Below are 19,717 nucleotides of genomic sequence, written 5' to 3' on the forward strand. Positions count from 1 at the left end.
GCACAGACCCTCTAACGGACACCACAGCTGCTTAGACACCAAATTAGCTCCATTTCGCTCCATAACGGACACCACAGACGCTTAGGAGCCGATTACCCTCTATTTTCGGCGTCTAATGCCACGTAAGCTGCTCTCCTGTCCGTTAGCTAGTCGACTCCCCCCATTTGCCACTCTAAGCTGCTCCCATGTCCGTTAGCCGACCGACTGCGCGCCGCTGCAACTCCCTGCTCTTCCAAAAAACGATTCGAACTGGCGAGTCCGTGCATGGACCTGTTACTATTTGCTTTCAACCTCTTCCCCCCGCCACAACACTTTGGCAATCAAAACAAAAGACGCCTCCATCCCACCTATCCGGTGGTTATGGAAGCGTCCTTGTCCATCATTCGGGACTTGTTCAACTCGCCGATCCCTTTGGGGCAGCCCCTGCCTAGCTTAATCGATCAATTTCGCAGCCTTCAGAACACGCTGCACCATCGTAGTCGTCTCGGCGCGCGTGATGTCGGCCGACGGGGTCAAGCCGGTCCCGTCCCCGGCAACCAGGCCTCCCCGAACCATCGCCGCGGCAGCTTCTTTCGCCCAATCCGCCAACTCCTGACGATCTGCAAAAGCGGCAAGCACCGCATCCGCCTGACCGGCAGAGACGCTTGTCTCCAGCCCGGCCAGCTTCATCGCCCGAGACAGAATCACGATCGCTTCTTGACGTGTGATCGACCGGTCCGGACGGAAGGTGCCGTCCTCATACCCGTCGATCAGCCCGTACTCCTTCGCCTTCGCTGCGGAGCCGGCGTACCAGTCCTTGTCGGACACATCTTGGAATGCCGCCGTTTCGCCCGTATCCGACAATCCAAGAGCCCGGACCACAATCGCGGCAAATTCGGCGCGGGTAATGACTGCATCCGGCGCAAAGCTCGAAGCGGACTTTCCGTTTACCACGAATCTGGACGCCATATCGGTAACGGCCGCTTTTGCCCAATGGCCTTCCATATCGCCGAACGTCTTCGGACTCCACACCAAGGAATACGTACTATTGGTCAAACTGTTGATTACCGCGTACGACTTGCCTTCACGGGAAGTCACGAACGTTGGCACATGGTGGGTCGTGCCATCGGCATGGAGTACTAGAGCCGTCGTAACCTTGTTCGCGTCCGCCCCTTCCGGAAGGGCGATTTCCCGCTTCACGTAGGTGCTGAACTTCTCGATCGTCAAAGTCGTCCCTTTGTAGCTGACGCTGACTGTGAAATCGACAGGGGGAGCGCTCAAGACGTAACCGCCTTTCGAAGCCGCCTCACTCATAAGCGCAGCCGCGGCCTCGCCGCTCTTCCCGATCTCGACCCGAACCTCCATATCCGCCAGCTGTACCTGGCCGACCTGCTCGGACAACCGGCCGATAAAGACCTCGGCTGCAGGAAGCGTGTAGCTGCCCAGAGGCGTCTGAATATCCAGAACCGCCTGCTTGTTCTCCATCGCTTGCACCGCTGCTCCAGACAACACCGCAGATACTATATCCTCGCCGGAGCTCACCGGAATGATTACCGTAGGTTTATCGCCCTCTCTGGCCAGTTGCGCGGTCAGCTTGTCCACATCCACCGTCACGACGAGCTTCGACTGCCCGTTCGCGCTTTCCTTAACGGCGGTCGCAATCTGCTCCTGAGGTTGTCCGTTGATGATCACCCGGAAGCCGTCCTCCTTCGGAGGCACAGAAACGACCGGTCCCGGTCCCGATCCCGTTTCCGGGGAAGCGGCGCTTTCTTCTTCCCGCGTGATTTCCACGGTATAAGTAAGCTGGGTTTGTCCGTCCTCTGCCGTCACCTTCACGTTAACCGTGTTTTTACCTACCGCGAGGCTGACAGGACCGCTTGCTTGCCCGCTGGTCAGTACGATTCCATCATTCAACTCCAACGAAGCGGAGCTCTGCTGGCTGTAGACGGTTGCCGTCACGGTTGTGCTTCGGGTATCATACCCTACACTTGCGCTGTAAGCGGCCGTGTCGGAATGGAATGCAGGAGACAGCGTAACTCCCGAGAGCGCCAGCGAGCCAAGACGTGCTTCGCTGCTAAGCAGCTCCCACTTGGCGTACAGCGTCACGTTCGCTAGGCCCATCGTCAGGGCCGAACCCGGAGCATAATCGGTTCCGCTGCCGTCGGCTGACGTATTCCAGCCCCGGAATACGGAACCTTCCTTGACCAGACTCCCTGAATTGCCGGCTACGGAAGCCGATTGCCCGTTGGAATAGGCCGATCCGTCTACCGGTTCGGTCCCTCCCGTATGACCGTTCCCGTTATAGCTCAAAGTAACCGTCGGGGCCGGCAGCGTCACCGGAACCATCGTATAGGCGGTTTTGTTGCCGCTCTGATCCTTGACCATCACATTAAAGTAATAGGTCGATCCCGGAGTAAGCCCCGTAACGGTCTTGGTCGCGATATCGGCTGCGAAGGCCCCCTCCGCGGTACCGTTCGTCTCCATATCGCTCACTGTGCTGATATTCGGGCTGTCCGAGCGGTACACCAGATACTCGAGCTTACAATCCGGAGTAATGTCATCCGTCGCCTTCGCCCAGGACAAGCCGGCACTGCTGAACGTCAACGAGGACGGGGTCAAAGTCCCGTTGGCGACAACCGGCGCGCCGGTATCGGAGCCTGGTCCTGCAGTGGACACCCGGGTTAATGCCGCTGATAATGCTGAAGGAGAAGTGAGCCATAGCTGTTGACCGTCAAACACCGTGCCGAAATAGTTTGGATTGGAGCAGCCTGAAATATCGTAGCTCTTCATTTCTCCTGTAGCTTTGTCGAGCTTCAGCATTTGTCCGCCGATGAAAGGCGTGAACCAGATGTTCTGCCCGTCGAATGCTCCGCTAAAGTACATGTTCTGAGCTTTATTAAACCCGTCAGGCCAATTATTATAACCCGTCATGGTATTCGTAGCGGGGTCCAATCGGATGATGCGGTCAGCACCAGCGGGAATCAGCCATATGTATTCACCGTCAAAGATTCCTCCGGAGAAAGAGCCTGTTGTTGTAAAATCCGCAGGCCAGTTGCTATGCGTGGTCATCGTACCGTCGGCAGGATTGATCCTGACTAGCGCATTGCCGCCGTTAGGAATCAGCCAGACGTTTTGTTCGTCGTAGACGGCTCCGAAAAATGAACCGGCGACGCCGACTGGCAAGGGGTAGCCCGTCATGGTGCCGTCGGAGACCTTTACCCGTACCACAATGCTGGAGCCGTTACCGCTGGGAGCAAGCCACAAATATTGCCCGTCAAAAGCGCCGCCCATAAAATGGCTCGGAGAAGCTCCAGCCGGCCATCCATCATATCCCGTAGCGGTACCGGTATCCTTGTCTACCTTAACCAGCTTGCCGCCCGTGTTGGGAATGAACCAGATGTTTTGCCCGTCAAATACGGTTCCGATAAATCCGCTCGTTATGCCGCTAGGCAGATTGTAAGTGGCCGAAGTCGCTGTGACGGGATCGAACCGAACGATTCTCCCCGTTAACCCCATATCCCCGAACCAAATATACCGGCCGTCAAAAGCGCCGCCGTAAGCGGTAAAGAATGCAGGCAAGTCGTCGCCGTACACCTTTGCTGTTACATTTTCCCCGAGCGGATTCGGCTCCACTCTGGCGCTTTGGCTCACCCCGTTTCCGTTAGGGATCGTACTTATGGCCCATGTATTTGGAGACCACAGCATCGTTGCAAACAGCACTGCAAGTATGAAAACGCTTATCTTTCTCTTCATTGCGGAACCGATCATTGGTTCACCTTCCTAATGACTGAGAGTATGAAGCAGGAACTAACAATTATTTTACCGGATTTTGTCGAATCGCGGAACATATTTATGCAGATTTAAACTCATTTTTATCGAACCACCCATGACTAAAGTCACGGTTGCAAAATCTGCTCATGGAGAAAAAGCCGCCGGAGAAATGACCCCGACGGTCCTTTTACGTGCAAACCCATACGTTAGAGAGCGATGGACGACTTGCGACACTTGCTAAGATCGACTAGGGAGCTGCCCCCTTCTCCACTTTGCCACAGGGAAGGGCTTAATAGAAGAAAAGCTTCTAAACGAGAAACGAAGCCTTTTCCACGATCAATGCCCTGCGTATGAGGCAGCTTTCCTTGGTTCAGAATGCCTCGGTCCGTTTTAACGCTTTAGCGAACTCACATTCTGGCGTAAAAATAGAAAAAGAACGGCCTCTGATCGAACCATTTGCTGTACCTGCTACTTTGGATCGTGCATCCTTCCGGTACGGGCGATGACGTTCATAATTCCGATTGTCCCATTTCCGCCACACGAAGAGACAGGGTGGCCATATTTAACGTGCCTGCCGTTCCGTACAAAGACTGCGCGGAAGGTGCGTAAGGCTGTTTATGTCATGGATGAATCATTGCCAAAAACTCATTACCTTCGTTGAAAAGGAATCTGGAGTCGCACAAGTGCCGAAAATTCTAGATTCGCTTAATCTACTAAAGGAGACGGCCAATATAGAGCTAAAAAAAGAAGACATCGGTCCAGGAAACTACGATGAGTCTACGTCCCTTATGCGAAGACGCTTTTCCATTTTTCTATTCGAATTACACCATCAAGCATTGATTTTGTTTTTGAGCATTATCGTTTCATTTTCAAACCAGCAGCCACCCTGCTTGATTACCAAAAACATTTGTATTTTTGTATGTCTTGATAATGGGGTAGTTTGTCAGGATATCGACTTCCTCACCGCCTCTTGCGAAAGGAGACACGTTTCCTCCCACCAAGTTGGGTTCGTTATCCGAATAGTTTGTAAAGTAGGCGGGAGCTTCTACCATGCAATTTCTAAATTTGATATTGCATCTGTTGATGCTGGGATTCGTTCCGAAATGAACCGCGCTGCCCGTGCATCTAAACCGGCATCCTTCAAAAATGGTGAACGTCGCCAAATCGAGCATCGCACCATGAGTACCCCCGAATTCACAGTCTTTAAACTCGGTATAATGAGAAAATTTAATCGAGAACCCGTTCAGAAACTTCGTATTTTTATATTTGCTAGCCCGGGTATCGGAGAGGTTGAACGTCTCGGATCTAATATCGCCGGAGTAAAACAAGGAGTCCGTCACATCCATTCTTACGAGCTCCGGCCGATACGTTCTCGATGCTTCTATCGGATCGTACAAGACGCATTTTGGAGCGATGATGTTGTGAAGATGGGAATTCAGACATAACACGTTCCGAAATGCACCGACAAATCCTGTAAACTCCAGATCGGTCTGGTGAGCGTTAGAGATGCTGAACGTATTGCAGTCATAATTTTCAACCATGAATCCTTTGGCTAAATTATTTCCTGCCAGAGTATGAAAGCCGGTATGGTTCACTCCATCCACGTTAAACTCAAAAGCTCTGTAGGAAGAGAAACTCATATCACAGTTCACGCTTTTAATATTGGAAATCTTGCTTCCGCTGCCTAGAAAAGCCAAGTTAATTGTTGTTAACAAATCGTGTCCGGTAATATTGTCAGCTGTGTTGTCATGGGAGGAATTGAAATAAACGCCTCTTGTTAACTTGGAAGGCTCGCCAAACGAGAATATGTTCAGATTGCTGGCGATATTGCCGTATGCCCCTTCCCAAATATTCACTGCGCTGTCGGCTCCTCCCCCGGTGCTGAAGACAGAGTCGGTAACGAGGCAACCCGTCGAAGCCCTTCTTATGCTTACTGAAAACCCGAGCGATCTGGCCGTACAGCCGATTACCTTACAATTGATCGAAGTATGAAAGGAGATTTGTTCTTCGCTTGTGTTGGTTTCGGCATCGATCGTTACGTCACTTACCGTCACATTCTCGCATCCGATCCCGAAAATCGCAGGCGTATGATTGCCCGATACGATATGTAAACTCTCAATCCGTATGTTTTTGGCTCCGACCAGCTTTTCCACATTTGGAGTCGTGAACCCGACAGAAGCGGCAGAACTGTTTTCGTTCGGTATGAGACCATAAGTCTTTGGAACCAGGGGACAATCAAATCCTAGGACACCATCGATGATCAACGTATTTCCGCTGATTCCCCTTATCCGATGAATCTCCGCCTTCCACAAATCGATATGCGGTCTAAGATAGTCGATACCGGAAATCGAAGTATTAGATAGCACGCGCCACATATCGGCGTAGCCATTCGATAGGTACACATAATCACCTGCGCTAAACAGGCTTGTATCCTGAACCGGGATATGCGACGCTTTTTTCAAAACCCCGCTTGTGATTTCGTTTCTGGAGTAGCCATTCGCCGTGTAATGTTCTTGTTTGAAGTAGACCAGCGGAGCAATCGAGGCAACCCACTCTCCGGTGGAGTTTTTGATGCCAAGACATAATCTGCCGTTTGCAATAAACGTTTTGGACCTGCTTCCTCGGATGGTTCTATGGCTTGGGATGATCACGTCGTTGTCGATACGATAATCATCATCCGAGCAATCGACATCAAATCCGAGATTTAGAAGTCTGTTTATATAGACCGATGCATCAGCAGTGACCCCGCCGCTCGCTCCTACAGCCTTTGGACTGACAGCCCTGGAAAGCCGGGCAACCGCTGTTTTACCGGAACCGGCATCTACGATCTCCAATCCGTTGGGAACTCCTCCGGCAACAACATCGAATATTGTGTCACCCCGATCCGATACTTTCAAGATTGTTCCGACGGGAAACATACCGCTGCCAATTTCCGCAATAGTTGTTTTTCTAGCATACAGTTTGTCGTGCGTACCGCTTCCGGTGCTTTGCTGGCTGTATCCGACGCGGTTCGCTAATAGTTCCTGCGCCACAACTGCGGCCCCGCTCATTCCGGCGACAGCGAGCAGCTTCCTTCTGCTCAGCCCGTTACTTGGTTCGCCGCGTCTCTCCGGCGCTTTTACTGACGCATGTTCTTTCTGATCCTGGATCTGATCCGTTTGCTCCTGCATGGCAAGTCCTCCTCAATGATATGGGGATATATGAAAACGATGACTTAACGAGAGAATGACAAAATTAATTGCGTATTGTAAATTGTCAACAGTTGAGTTTATAATACGGTTAGAACAGAATTGTACATAATGAGGTGAACCAAGCAAATGAAAATTGCCAACCATACGATCGCCCCTGCCGACGCCTTGATTGTTTTTTCTGGCGACTCGCATACGGCGGGTCAAGGTGCATCCGCTCTTGGCGACGACCGGGTTCCCGGACTTCCCGCCCCTGCCGGCGTAACGGACCGATTCCATCAGCGCTTTCCTTCTTCGGGCGTATGGCTCGATCAGTTTTCCAGATTTGTCCGTGACCGTACCGGCTTGAGTATGACCCAGTTCGTGAATGCGGGTAGAGGCAACCATACGATGATGGACTATATAGGCGAACCTTTTGATGCAGGGGCATGTCAAGATGGCGACAAGGACTGCACCGATCACCTTGCCGAAGTATTGCGTCTGAATCCGACACTGATTATTTTGGAGCCGATGATTATTAACGACTGGTTTCACGGCGTCCCCCTATCCGATACGAGGTCAGCCTTTACAAGGATGATCAGGCGTATTCTAGCGGCCGGTCCGGATGTGATCGTAATTGGTCCCGCTCCTGTAATTACCGAATCGACGCCTTTCGATTACAAGCAGCATCCCGAATTCCTTACAAAACCTCCATTGCCGGACAATGTGCGGGGCCAGGGCCGATACGAGGACTATTATGACATCATCCAATCCGTTTGTTTGCAGCACCAGATTTTCTTCCTTCACACCGTCGATTATTTTCAGTACCGTTTTCGCAGAGTAGACCACCGCAACTGGACAACGGGTGTGGATGCGGGACGCATCCATGTCAACCAACACGGGCATGACCTGTATTATGAAGCATTGCTGCAGACGGTATCCGATTACGGCTGAGCCGCAATCATGCTCTTATACGGCCCCCGCATCCCGCTCCTCCGAGGAGTACAGAATGCGGGGGCTCCGTCTATCGCCGTGCTGAAGAAATAAACGGAACTCCTGACGCTGTTCGGATCCAGCCTTTACTTGTTGGAAATTTCCGCTATTTTCTGTTTCGCCATCTCCTCCGCCTGACGCATTGCCGTGTTCAAATCTATTTTTCCTGTCATGACTTGGGATCCAATGTTTCCGTAAATGCTAATGACTTCCGGATCATACTTCGTCTTGGCTGGGATCGACGCAGGCTTGTTGTATAATACCGCTTTATAGTTTTTGTTCTTTAGCAGCGTCGATTGGGCCAGCAATTTCGTTGTCACGTCCGTTTTTAATACTGGGAGCAGGCCGGAATTGGCCAGGATCGTCTGGAATTCATCGGAGGTCAAATATTTAAGAACTTCCATGGCGGCATCCTTGTTTTTCGACTGATTCGTAATTCCCCAATGGATGGCGGTCATCTGCGACCCGGCATTGGTTCCCTTGAAGACGGGCAGCGAGGCCATATCCCATTCGAAAGGCTTCTCCAGGTCGAGCGATTGTGCAGTTCCGAATAAGTAAGCCGTCATCGCAATATTTTTGTTTACAATGAATGCTCTCCCGTCCAACGAATCCGCAATCTTAGTACGCACCCCTTCATCCACGGCATCAACGAAGAAGGTCCGGAAAAACTGCTCCCAGCTTTTATTCGAATTAATCGTCGGCATATTCGTCTTCATATCGACGATCGGAATCGACAGAGGATTGTTTCTCACGGTGATGAACGGGACATGTGTGAATCCGATGTACTGCGTGTCTCCCTCTACACGGGTCAGCCTCTTGGACAGCTCGAACGTTTCCTCCCACGTCATACCGTCCTTTGGATAAGAAACGCCGAACTTATCAAATATCATTTTGTTGTAAAACAGCACCAGGTTGTTGGCATAGACGGGCAAACTGTATATCTTTCCTTCCGACAGCTGCTTGATCGAATCCACGAGCGTCGGCTCGAATCGGCTCATATCCACGTTATGCTTTTTGATCAATTCGGTCATATCGTACTCCAAGCCATGCGAGAGCATCGTACTTTCGAAAGTGCCGATTGCGTGGAAGTAAATGTCAATTTTCGTTCCGGCGGCTATCAGCTCCGGTAATGTAGTCCCTTTTTGACTCGGAATGATTTTGATATTATAATTCGGGAATTTTTTCCTCAGCGGCTCTCCGTAAAATTTGTCCTCGGTCGTCAAAGCGGACGAATGGATTACAAGCTCGACCGGCTCCTTGCTCGCCTGCTCTTGCTCTTTGCCGCTTTGCGGAGCCGTATTGTCTTTTTGGCTTCCGCAAGCGGCTACCAGACTTAGAAGCGATAAATATGACAGCGTTTTCATCCAAGTTTTCAATGGAATTCCCCCTAATTGACCACGTACTGACGGGTCATCGTATAAAAACTAACCGAACAGCCGGGCTCCCTGCTTGTTTAACGACCGCTGTACGACACTTGTTTCTATCGTCCTGGGAATACTGCCGGATTGGGCGCAGAGCGCCGCTGCCGTGCCCGCCGCTTGCCCGATCGCAATCGCGATCGGCTGTACTCGGATTGCCGAATGCGCCTCGTGGGTAGCCGAGACCGGACGCCCGCCGATAAGCAAGTTATTGATTTTTAACGGGATAAGCGCCCGGAGCGGAATATCGTACCACTCCCCCGGCACAAGTTCCTGGATGATGGTTCCGCCCCCTATTGGGTTATGGATGTCAACCGGGTAAGCGCCGCGCGCAATCACGTCATCGAACTTGCAGGCCGAGAGCAGCTCGTCGGCAGTCAGAAGATGCTCTCCGATCACCCGGCGCGATTCGCGGACGCCAATTTGCGGAGCGGTCGTTTGCAGATACGATTCCTCGAAGCCGGGCACGTCCTTTTTCAGAAAAATTACGAGCTCCTGAACTTGCCTTCTCCCTTCGATCTCCGCTTCAGTCAGCTGCCACGGATCGGTTGCGTCCTTTAACAAAATGCGTGTCGTATTGAAATGGATAACGCCGGGCTGATTCGTATGAAACCACAGCACATTTTCACGCGGACAGTCGACCTCGCCGCGAGCTTTCGCCGCCAAATACAGATCGGTAATGGTCTGCCGGTCGGCCAGCCGGTCCATATCGACGTTTGCCATCCGGAAATTCAGCGTCATCGGCTGGCAGTTGCTGTCCACTTCCCGGCCTTTCTCGACGACTGCACCGGCCAAAGCCGCCAAATCCGCGTCTCCTGTCGCATCGATGTACATTCTTGCCTTCATCTCGACGAGCCCCGCCTTGTTGGCCAGCTCAATTGAACCAATATTTTGCCCGTTCGGCTCCATCTTGACGCCCGCAAGGAACGTATGATACAGCAACTCGACGCCGGCTTCCATACATAGCCGTTCAGCAACAACTTTCAGCGCTTCCGGGTCGAAAGCGTTTCTGGCTTTCGGGCTGCCGTACATCCCCATCCGGGTCATCCCATCGATCAATTCCTGCAAGATCCCGAATATGATTTGTTCGGAGCTGAGCGCTGCCGAGTAGGACATCCATGGGTTCACCATCATCGCCGTTCCCGCACCGCCGAGAAAGCCGTAGCGTTCGACCAGAAGCGTCCGGCTGCCTTCCCTTGCGGATGCAACCGCAGCCGCGATACCGCTCGGCCCCCCTCCGACTACAATAACATCGTATTCCGCCCTTTTCCCATTCATCGTTCCAAGCCCTCCGGTTTTGGTATCGTTTCACTCGTCAGTCGATAGTACTACAAAGTCCCACGGCTTTATATTCGTCAAGGTCACATAGGTTATGCCGTTGTTCCTGCGGATACACTCCTCCGGGATCAGCACCGGATTTCCTGTCAACTCCAAACGGCGCAATCGCCCAGCGGGAATACGCAGCTCCGTTTCGAACTCGCCGGTTTCGTCCAGACTGGCGTTAACGAGGAGAATCAGCGAACGTAAACGGTCGGCCGACGATTTTATATAAGGGACAACCTTCAAGCTTCTTTCCTTGACGACAATGGGTAGCGATTCCCTGCTGATCCAGTCTAGCGTGCGGATCAGTTGCAGCCGCTTCGCTCCTGAATACAAGCAGGACCATGGAGCATAGCCGTGTACGGCAACGCGTCCCCCCAGACTGTTCTCGTACAGGGTGAAGGCCGGACCCAGATTTATTCCGGTATAGCTGATAAGCTCACTCAAGACGCGTACGCCATGATCGGACAGCGGTTCGAGCACATAGCCGTTTTCGTGGAGATGCGTACTTCTGGCGACCCGTTGTTCGCCAATGTAAGGAGCGTTAAGTTCATCCGCCGTATGTTGTTCCATGACTCCGTTATTGTATTTACCGACGACGCGCACACCGCAATATTCCCCTAGGCCTTGCTCCGTCAACAGCTCCAGAGTGGGACCATCTATCAGAACGCCTTTGGAGAGCATATCCAGCAGTTCGTCCCTCGAGTATCCTTGAGCCATATCACCACTCAAAACAACACCGCACGACGATTCCGGCTTCAGGGAAAACGGAATGCCCAGCTCGTGCAATATGTATGAGGCTGTCGTACCGCTTGAGTTTTTAAACCAGCCGCTCCGGTCGACTTTCCGCCGGGCTTCGAACTTTTGAGACAAGGCGGGATACAAGCCAAGCGGTTCCAACCCCCGGGAAATTCGGTCCATCGTCTCCCAGAGCGGCTTCATATCGGTCAGCGCCTCCAGCCAATCCCCGTACTCGGCAATCGAGCCTTTCTCCGACTTCAGGATATGCCCGATAATTCCATTCACCCCGCTTGCCATTGCAACCGTGCACTCGGTCTTGATGATGCGGGCCGATTTCATATATCGCTGCTGCGGAAATGTTTCCAGCTCGTATTGCACGTCGGACACGACATCCGGGTACAATTCGCTTTGCCGGGCGCATTCGATGCTTTTGAACAACATGCCCGCTGGCGCATGATCGCTGTAGAAGCCGCCGCCGGGCCGGCCTTTGACCGCCTTCAGCGCTTTCATCCAACGATCGAAGGCGGCGCCCGAATAAGTCGTCCATTCAAGCGTCCCGGTCATCAGTCCGAGCTCGATCTCCGGATCGACACCGTGAACCGCTCGTTCGATGACGCCCAGCATCCGCTCGATGGTAGCGATGTTATGCTCTACCCATTGTTCCCGGTAAGCTCCCCCTTCCGGCGAATCGAGCAGAGCGACGAGCTCCTCGCGCGTATGTGCGCCGCCGTTCGTACGATTGAACACGTCCAGGCATGTCGGGCAAAAACAAGGATGTGTTGCGGGCCGATGATGATGGATTCGGCAATCGTCGTCCACCCAGATGAAATCGACGCCCGCTTCCGCGATTAGACGGTACTTATCCGTCAAATATGTGTAAAACGACTCATGATTCGGGCAAAACGGACTTGTCGCAACGGTACCGTCATGGCTTATCATCGGCTGGCCAAATGTGGGATACCAGTCCCACGCGTCGTTTAAGCCTCCGATCGAAACGGTATTGACTCCGACCCTGAAGCCGTCCTGCCGCAGCGTTTCCGCCCGGACCGCGAGCGTCTCGCACCACGTCCTGAACGTATCGAGCGGCGTATAGCCGCTGTATACAAATTCAAGAATTAACGCCAATTCGTCTATCGCATGCCGGTACGGCTGCAGCAACGAACGGAACTGCTCAAAATGATCGTCTTCTATAAATCTAGCCGGCCAAACCCTTAAAGAAAGCTTCATGCCTGCGTTCCCCCTCGTCGATCTTGTCCATCTCCGCCTGTCATCCGACTCTATATTGCTCCACGATCCGCTTATTCAGGGTTATTCCAAGACCCGGTCTGTCGTCCGGAAGGCTCACGTACCCGTCCTTGAATTCAATCGGCGTCTCCGACAAGTCTCTCGCCAGCGGGGAATCGGACATCGTATATTCGAGCAGGAACCCGTTCGGAATAGCGGCGGTAAAATGCGTGCTCGCGGCCAGTAGAACGCCGGTTTTAAACGCATGGGGAACGACCTTTTTGTGCCGGTCGTAAGCCATGTATGCGATCTTTTTCCCTTCGCTCAAACCGCCGCAACGGGCAAGATCCGGCTGAATGATGTCGAACTGCCCTTCGTCCAGCAGCCGCTGAAAGGCAAGCCGCCCGCTTTCCTGCTCCCCTCCGGCTATGTATAGATTCGTCCGGCGCGCCAGCTCCCGGTACCCGGCAATGTCATTGGAATGCAGCGGTTCTTCCAGCCAGTAGACGCCGTATTTCTCGTATACACTCGCCATTCTCAATGCGCCTTTTAAATCCCAGGCCAAACCGGCATCAATCATAATGTCCATCTGATCCCCTACCGCCGAGCGAATCGCCCGGACCAGCTCCTCGTCCAGCTTCGAATCGCGCCCGATCGGTCCCCAGCCGAACTTGGCCGCCAAATAGCCTTGCTTTGCATATCGTTCCGCCAGCCGCCCGGCTTCATGTGGCGTTTCGGGCATCAGAACGCTGGCATACGCTTTTATTTTCCTACGAAACGTACCACCGAGCATCTCACTGACCGGACGTCCGGAAGCCTGCCCGGCGATATCCCACAGAGCGATGTCAACTCCGCTAATCGCATGAAGCGCCGGTCCCGTTCTCCCGAAATAAATCGTACCCCGGTACATTTTGTCCCATAACCTCTCGATCTCGAACGGATTTTCCCCGATTAGCAAATGCTTCAGACCCGCTGCGATTGAATGTGATGGAGGCGCTTCCACAATCGCCTTCGCGACCGAAGGAACGGAGTCGACCTCGCCTATGCCGACAAAGCCTTCGTCTGTGTGGACCCGAATGAGCAGAGTATCCTGAGTACCATCGCAGCGCGAGGCATCCAGCTCAGGCAAGCGTAGGTAGATCGTTTCCACATCGGTAATTTTCAATGAAGTCACCCCAAGTAAAATGTGATTGATCAAAAACAAGTTTTTTCGTTATGACTGAATCGTCCGGTAGCTATTAAATCCGTTAGTTGTTTCGTTAATTGTTCGTCCTCCTTTTGAATTATCAACTTTTTGGTTGTTGATAGGTTTATAGTAAATTGACGACTGTCGGTTGTCAACAATTAATAATATTACTTGATGATACTTCATTTTTAGTTGACGGCCATGTTATAATTGTCAACAATCGATTGTTATTTATTTTTCTAATGTAAAGGAGGAAGTCTCTTGCAGGAGCATTTGATTAGACATCTTTCCCGCTCTGCTCAACGCTTTGCGGTAATGGAAGGCGTCCACGGAGGACAGATAGTCATTGTGGAGAGAGGAGGAAGAGTGTGGGCGTTAACCCCAGCCACCAGAATAGAATCAGCCTTCTGGACCAACCCAGCCGCCCTTGAACAAGATGCATGGAACATTGGAGGGGATCGCACTTGGATTAGTCCCGAGCTGGACTATTTTAACGATCGCGCTAACCGCTATCGTGTCCCCCCAGAGCTGGATCCCGGAGACTGGAGCATGACCGCAAACGCTGGAGAGCCCTTCGTAAAACTGGAGCAAGACTGTACGCTTCATCACCGTCCATCCGGCAAAGAGATTAGGATCCATCTGGAAAAACAGCTTATGACGATTCCTAATCCGTTGCTGACAAATACTTCGACTGCATATGTAGAGCTGGCCGGTATCGGCTATATCGGTTATGAGGTAAGGCAACGGATGACAGTTTCCCCTCTCCTACCCGGCGAAGGCTGCCAGCCCACTCCTTCACAGACCGCAGCCGGGTATTGCGGACTATGGAGCATCATGCAGGTACCGGCAGGAGGAACTGCTATCGTCCCGACATGGGGCAGCACAAAACCGTTGGTAATGTTCGGCAACGACAGGCAGATCGAAGTGGATGCCCATCCCAGCGGCATTTGCTTGCCATACCGCGGCTCCCATTTGTACAAGCTTTCTTTCGACGCGCTTCAGTCGACCGGACGGTTCGGCTATATTCGACGGCTTAACGAACGGGAAAGCAACTTGGTTGTCCGTCAGTTCTCGGTATATCCGGCTGACTTATACGCCGACTACCCACCTGGCGATACGAACTGTCGCGGATTGTGCACGCAATTTTTTTACGACGGTGGGCAATTGGGAGGCTTCGGGGAGTTAGAGTATCATACCCCTGCCGTTCCGATCGGCACGCATTCCTTCACCTCCGATCGGTCGCAGCTGTACTACTTCACAGGAGAAACCGGGCGAATCCATGCGCTCGCAAGCCTGATGCTCGGAATCCGCGTTTCCGTAACATGACAAACAGGCGTGCTTCCGCCGATGTTGTTCGACGGAAGCATGCCTGTTTTGAGCAAGCCGTAAACGCATGATGGGCGCTCACACTACCAACAAGATTTTCGCAATCGAGCCGGGACCGGAAATCAGCTTCTCGAAGCATGCCGTTCCCTGCTCCAGCGGATGCAGCAATGTCCAAGGAAGCAAATTAAATGTGCCGTCTGCGATACGGGATATCGCCGTCGCAAAATCTTCCTGCGAATAGGCAAATGCGCCGAACAGCTTCAGTTCCTCCCGGATGATCGTATTTACAGGCAAACTAGCGTCCGCCTCATGCAAGCCGCTGAAGACAACGCGGCCTCCTCTTCGGACCGACTCTACGCAGCGGATCCGGGTCGTCTGCGCGCCGACCGCATCCACTGCCGCGTCAAACCCTAGTTTCGGCCGGACCGTGACCACCTCCCGCTCGCTGCTTACCGCATATCCGCCCAACTCCCTGACGATCTGCAGCCGATCCGGATTCAAGTCCATCACAACGACATCCCGCAAGCCCATAGCTTTCGCTGCTGCAAGAACACATAGTCCAATCGGTCCAGCACCGATGATCAGGACTTGATCGTTTGCAGACAACTCCGCTAACCGGCATATATGAACTGCGCACGCGAACGGTTCTGTATAAGCTGCCACTTCAAACGAAACCGAGTCCGGGATTGGGTAAACATTAGCTTCGGATACGACAACGTATTCAGCAAAAGCTCCCGGTACATGCGCGCCGACTAGCTTGCGCTCGACACATAGCTGGGCGCTGCCGCCGGTGCAAGGGTCGCATCTTCCGCACGAAAGAAGCGGGTTCGCCGTTACCCTATCACCGATCCGGAACATATCCGCATGCTTGCCCAGCCCCGCGACTGTTCCGGCAAATTCATGCCCCATAATTAGTGGAGGCTTGCGCAAAGAATTGTAGCCCAAATAACCACTCAGCTCGGAACCGCATATGCCGACCCGACTAACGCGGATAAGCAGTTCCTTGTCTCCGGGTACGGGGATCGGCACCTGCCGCACATTCATAACCTTAGGGTCTTCATATACAAGCGCTCTCATCGTTTCCATCATCTGTCTTGTACACCTCATTATCCTTAGAAAGTAACAGACAAGCCGCCGTCGACCGGGATGATCGCCCCTTGGATGTAAGATGCTTGAGCGGACGCGAGAAAAGCTATAACCTCCGCAATCTCGTCCGCGCGACCCGGCCGCGCCAGCGGAATTTTTCTTTGCTCCACGTATTGGGATTGAAAGTTCTCAGTTTGCAGTTCATCGATCCCTCCGACGACGGCTAGCCCGGCGTCGACGAAACCCGGTGCGACACCATTGACGCGAATGCCGTAAGGCGATAGCTCCAGTGCGGTGCAGCGGGTCAATTGATCAAGCGCTCCTTTAGCCGCATTGTAATGACTCGATTTGTCCAGCGCGCGGCTGCTATTAATAGAAGAAACATTTACAATGGCGCCGCCGATCCCGTTTCCGTGCGCAATCATGGCGCCGGCTCCGTACCGCGTGCACAAGTATGCGCCTTCCACAATGACGTCGAATACTTTACGCCAGCGCGATGTCGTTTCGAACAAGTAACCGCTCTCATAAAAGATGGCCGCATTGTTGACGAGCACATCAATACGTCCCGTGCTTTCGATCGTTTGCTCCATGAGCAACCGTACCTCTTCCTCCCGGGTAACGTCGGTTTTGATGAACAAATGATTTCCGCCCAAATCGCTAAGCCCTTGCATCGCTTTCTCTCCTGCTGTAGGATGCGGCCCCGCTATAACTACGTGAGCTCCTTCCACGGCGAATCTCCTCGCTGTTGCATAGCCGATTCCGGTAGCTCCGCCGGTAATGATGACCGTTTTCTCCTTGAAGCGTTCCACAATGTACCGCCCTTCTTCAAGCTGCTCCTTTCCGTTATGGGAGCAAACTGCCGGCAATGTTGCGCGGATAAGCTTTGGCCCGGATAAACCCTTCCGCGTAACGTACGCCGCACTGAATACCGCGGAAGCGCGAGATGACCTCGATCATATCCAGCGCATTGGAGCCGTATTGATCTTTCAGCCAATCCCCTACCTGGCTTTCGTGCTTCTCAAGCATACTTCTCTTGGTCTTGAACGTGTCCGTAATATCTACATACTCTTCCGGCAAAAAACCGAGACCGGCCATGCTTTCGAAAAAGTAGACAACCGGAATTCGCGCCGAGGGCGGATGCCCAGTCTTAATGTTCGGTACGGTCGTCATAATCGCCACATCATTGGCGATCTGGCCCGTGATTGTATGATCCGGATTGTACAGATCGCCGGGCCAATGGGTCAATACGAGATCGGCGTTTACCCGGCGCATCGCATCGATAAAGGCGAGTCTGGTCTGCTCCGCATCGAATAAAAACTCGTCGGGGAACCCCATCCAGATTAGTTCAGCGCCAATTAAGGCGGCTGCAGCTTCGGCTTCTGCTTGACGAATTCGGGCTATTTCGCTTTTAGGCAGCGTGGGCGAACCGACTTCCCCGTTCGTGACTACCGCGATCGCCACTTTATCTCCTCTTTGTGCGAACTTGGCTAGCGTACCACCGCAGCAAATTTCAGCATCGTCCGGATGCGCACAGATTGCCAGTATATTCATCGCTTTATACCCTCTTCCTAGTGAATAAAAACTTCCATCACATCATACATTTAAAATTGTCAACAATCAACTATCAATTGATTTCTGTTGATTTTTTATTTTAGTGCGTTATACTAGAGACGAGAGAAAAATTTTGCATCACTTAGGAGAAGGTAATGAGTAAATTTCAATTTAAGAGTCAAGAAAACTTATCGCTTCGCCAAAAAGTAGCGGCCGATATACGCGAAGCGATCATCCAGGGTAGCCTAAAGCCCGGTGAAAAGCTTAAGGAGCAGGAGATTTCTGAACAGATGGGCATCAGCCGCGGCCCGATCCGTGAAGCGCTGCGGGATCTGGAAGCGATGGGGCTCGTCACTTGTCTTCCTTATAAGGAAACCGTCGTGGCTGACGTCAAGAGAGAAGAAATCGTCGATCTGCTTATCCCGATCCGCCTAAGGCTGGAACTGTACTCCATTAAATATAATCTGGATAAGTATGACGCCGTTTTCATTGATTCGTTGAACGAGACCATCGTCCGAATGGACCGGCTTGCAGCCGATAACGACATCGCTGGACTCGTGGAGGAGGATATTTTATTCCATGAACGCATTCTGTTATGGACGGAGTCCACGTATACCCAACAAATATGGTCAGGCATCGTCAACCGGCTGAGGCTGCATTTTATGAAAAATACACTTCACTTTCCTGATTTGTCCAGGGTCCCAAGCGATCATCGAACGCTCGTCGATGCCCTCGTTACGAAAGATCTTGGCGTTATTACTTCGGCCTGGGAGAAGCATATTGAAGACGACGATTGCTTGCTTTACTTGTAAAGCCGCAGACCGTTCCTGCACGTTTTTGCAAGCAGGAACGGTCCTGCTTTTCCGACAGCCGAACCGGAGGATCCAGAAGCAGCCGATCAAGCTCGGTGGAGCAGTCGATTTAATAAGAACGAGAAGCCTAGTCTATCACGTGGAAAACGGATAATTGATTCGATAAATCCCCTTTTACGGTTGGAGGGACAAGCCTGATGCAACCGGCCTTTTACAAAAACGGCTCTATTGGAACCTATAATGAAGACTGGTACGATGTAGGCTTTCATCAGAACACTACGCTCGAAATCGAAGTTGTCCTTGAAGGACGAGCCTTATTCGAATGGCCGGAGCATAAGGCGTTTATCGAAACCGGTCATGTCGTCATCATACCGCCCGGCTTATCACACCGGTTTGCAGCCGTAACGAAGGTGCGGTTCGGTGTGCTTCATCTGCAGGGAATGCCGCCTAATCTCCGGGAAGTCGCCGACAAGCTTGCGCGCGGGTATGAACAGCCGCAAATATACGCACTCTCCCGGATCGATCGCGACCGTTTCGAGAAGCTGTTCCGTGAGTGTCTGCGCGTTTTTGCTTCTCCTCTGAAAGATCCTAAGCGGATTCATGCTGTATGGGCGGAGTTGCTTCTGCTCTACTTGTACGAGCATTCTCAATCAGATTTGCAGGCGATGACGGTCACGAAGGCCGCCGACTTCCTGCGGGAAAACTTGCACGAGAACGTTCAGGTGACCGACCTAGCCGAACTAACCGGAATGACCTCAGCCGCCTTCCGCCGCACCTTCGAAAAAATGTACCGGCTGAGCCCGAAGCAGTACCAGCAGCAATGCCGGATGCAGGAAGCCAAATGGCTGCTGAGCGCGACCGACAAGGATCTGAACGAAATCGCCGAGCAGGTAGGCTTTCATCGGCTACATTCGTTCTCCCAATGGTTCAAGTGCGCGGAGGGCACCTCCCCATCCCTGTGGCGCAAACGCCAAGAATCGATACACGACCTTGAGGTCTTGACTTAACCGGGCAACTGCTAGTAGGAGTAATATAGCTCCTATTCAGAGTAGCTTTATAATCTTGGTTCATACGGTTCATATCACTATAAATAAACCGCGAAATACTTGGATTCTTAAGCGAGGTGTCCTTTTTTTCGGCTTG

The 19,717-nt window shown here is 52.4% G+C and carries 13 protein-coding genes and 1 pseudogene; 5 read left to right on the top strand and 9 right to left on the bottom strand.

Annotated elements, in window-relative coordinates:
- Positions 1–432: 432 nt before the first annotated feature.
- Positions 433–3,747, bottom strand: a complete 3,315-nt coding sequence (locus tag IDH45_RS11195; RefSeq protein WP_190927559.1) for an S-layer homology domain-containing protein — start codon at positions 3,745–3,747, stop codon at positions 433–435.
- A gap of 595 nt (positions 3,748–4,342) precedes the next feature.
- Between IDH45_RS11195 and IDH45_RS35415 the strand changes: the two are divergent.
- Positions 4,343–4,496, top strand: a pseudogene (locus IDH45_RS35415) (IS5/IS1182 family transposase); the annotation flags it as partial.
- A gap of 123 nt (positions 4,497–4,619) precedes the next feature.
- On the opposite strand, the gene IDH45_RS11200 reads toward IDH45_RS35415, so the two are convergent.
- Complete coding sequence (locus IDH45_RS11200) at positions 4,620–6,920, bottom strand: right-handed parallel beta-helix repeat-containing protein (protein WP_190927560.1); 2,301 nt, start codon at positions 6,918–6,920, stop codon at positions 4,620–4,622.
- Between the two features lie 147 nt (positions 6,921–7,067).
- Between IDH45_RS11200 and IDH45_RS11205 the strand changes: the two genes are divergently transcribed.
- The gene (locus tag IDH45_RS11205; RefSeq protein WP_190927561.1) at positions 7,068–7,871 is read left to right on the top strand and encodes an SGNH/GDSL hydrolase family protein; all 804 of its coding nucleotides are present in this window, start codon (positions 7,068–7,070) and stop codon (positions 7,869–7,871) included.
- Between the two features lie 125 nt (positions 7,872–7,996).
- On the opposite strand, the gene IDH45_RS11210 is transcribed toward IDH45_RS11205, so the two are convergent.
- The 4 genes from IDH45_RS11210 to IDH45_RS11225 are packed head-to-tail and all read right to left on the bottom strand — an operon-like array spanning position 7,997 to position 13,778.
- On the bottom strand, positions 7,997–9,286 hold the full coding sequence (locus IDH45_RS11210; RefSeq protein ID WP_190927563.1) for an ABC transporter substrate-binding protein: 1,290 nt from the start codon (positions 9,284–9,286) through the stop codon (positions 7,997–7,999).
- A 48-nt stretch (positions 9,287–9,334) separates the two neighbouring features.
- The gene (locus tag IDH45_RS11215; protein ID WP_190927564.1) at positions 9,335–10,606 is read right to left on the bottom strand and encodes an FAD-dependent oxidoreductase; all 1,272 of its coding nucleotides are present in this window, start codon (positions 10,604–10,606) and stop codon (positions 9,335–9,337) included.
- A 30-nt stretch (positions 10,607–10,636) separates the two neighbouring features.
- Complete coding sequence (locus IDH45_RS11220) at positions 10,637–12,616, bottom strand: hypothetical protein (protein ID WP_190927566.1); 1,980 nt, start codon at positions 12,614–12,616, stop codon at positions 10,637–10,639.
- 40 nt (positions 12,617–12,656) lie between these two features.
- Positions 12,657–13,778 (bottom strand): mandelate racemase/muconate lactonizing enzyme family protein, encoded by a 1,122-nt coding sequence (locus IDH45_RS11225; RefSeq protein ID WP_190927567.1) that lies wholly within the window; start codon positions 13,776–13,778, stop codon positions 12,657–12,659.
- A gap of 282 nt (positions 13,779–14,060) precedes the next feature.
- Between IDH45_RS11225 and IDH45_RS11230 the strand changes: the two genes are divergently transcribed.
- Positions 14,061–15,125: a hypothetical protein gene (locus IDH45_RS11230; protein WP_190927569.1), complete on the top strand. Its 1,065-nt coding sequence runs from the start codon at positions 14,061–14,063 to the stop codon at positions 15,123–15,125.
- A gap of 78 nt (positions 15,126–15,203) precedes the next feature.
- On the opposite strand, the gene IDH45_RS11235 is transcribed toward IDH45_RS11230, so the two are convergent.
- The 3 genes from IDH45_RS11235 to IDH45_RS11245 are packed head-to-tail and all read right to left on the bottom strand — an operon-like array spanning position 15,204 to position 17,762.
- Positions 15,204–16,214: a zinc-dependent alcohol dehydrogenase gene (locus tag IDH45_RS11235; protein WP_223836560.1), complete on the bottom strand. Its 1,011-nt coding sequence runs from the start codon at positions 16,212–16,214 to the stop codon at positions 15,204–15,206.
- Positions 16,215–16,237: 23 nt separating this feature from the next.
- Positions 16,238–17,020 (bottom strand): SDR family NAD(P)-dependent oxidoreductase, encoded by a 783-nt coding sequence (locus IDH45_RS11240; RefSeq protein ID WP_190927570.1) that lies wholly within the window; start codon positions 17,018–17,020, stop codon positions 16,238–16,240.
- 34 nt (positions 17,021–17,054) lie between these two features.
- Positions 17,055–17,762 carry a PIG-L deacetylase family protein gene (locus IDH45_RS11245; protein ID WP_190927572.1) on the bottom strand — a complete coding sequence of 236 codons (708 nt, stop codon included), beginning with the start codon at positions 17,760–17,762 and terminating at the stop codon, positions 17,055–17,057.
- Positions 17,763–17,917: 155 nt separating this feature from the next.
- Between IDH45_RS11245 and IDH45_RS11250 the strand changes: the two genes are divergently transcribed.
- Both IDH45_RS11250 and IDH45_RS11255 read left to right on the top strand, forming a co-directional pair.
- Positions 17,918–18,574, top strand: coding sequence for a GntR family transcriptional regulator (locus IDH45_RS11250; RefSeq protein WP_190927573.1), 657 nt, complete (start codon positions 17,918–17,920; stop codon positions 18,572–18,574).
- Between the two features lie 197 nt (positions 18,575–18,771).
- Positions 18,772–19,581 carry a helix-turn-helix domain-containing protein gene (locus IDH45_RS11255; RefSeq protein ID WP_190927575.1) on the top strand — a complete coding sequence of 270 codons (810 nt, stop codon included), beginning with the start codon at positions 18,772–18,774 and terminating at the stop codon, positions 19,579–19,581.
- Positions 19,582–19,717 lie beyond the last annotated feature (136 nt).

Source organism: Paenibacillus oceani (assembly GCF_014705615.1).
In the GTDB taxonomy this organism is placed as follows: domain Bacteria; phylum Bacillota; class Bacilli; order Paenibacillales; family NBRC-103111; genus Paenibacillus_AB; species Paenibacillus_AB oceani.

Bases quoted from the DNA above. Each gene is read 5' to 3' on its own strand.
- IDH45_RS11195 (WP_190927559.1), bottom strand. From the start codon at position 3,747: ATGATCGGTTCCGCAATGAAGAGAAAGATAAGCGTTTTCATACTTGCA.
- IDH45_RS11200 (WP_190927560.1), bottom strand. From the start codon at position 6,920: ATGCAGGAGCAAACGGATCAGATCCAGGATCAGAAAGAACATGCGTCA.
- IDH45_RS11205 (WP_190927561.1), top strand. From the start codon at position 7,068: ATGAAAATTGCCAACCATACGATCGCCCCTGCCGACGCCTTGATTGTT.
- IDH45_RS11215 (WP_190927564.1), bottom strand. From the start codon at position 10,606: ATGAATGGGAAAAGGGCGGAATACGATGTTATTGTAGTCGGAGGGGGG.
- IDH45_RS11220 (WP_190927566.1), bottom strand. From the start codon at position 12,616: ATGAAGCTTTCTTTAAGGGTTTGGCCGGCTAGATTTATAGAAGACGAT.
- IDH45_RS11235 (WP_223836560.1), bottom strand. From the start codon at position 16,214: ATGATGGAAACGATGAGAGCGCTTGTATATGAAGACCCTAAGGTTATG.
- IDH45_RS11245 (WP_190927572.1), bottom strand. From the start codon at position 17,762: ATGAATATACTGGCAATCTGTGCGCATCCGGACGATGCTGAAATTTGC.
- IDH45_RS11250 (WP_190927573.1), top strand. From the start codon at position 17,918: ATGAGTAAATTTCAATTTAAGAGTCAAGAAAACTTATCGCTTCGCCAA.
- IDH45_RS11255 (WP_190927575.1), top strand. From the start codon at position 18,772: ATGCAACCGGCCTTTTACAAAAACGGCTCTATTGGAACCTATAATGAA.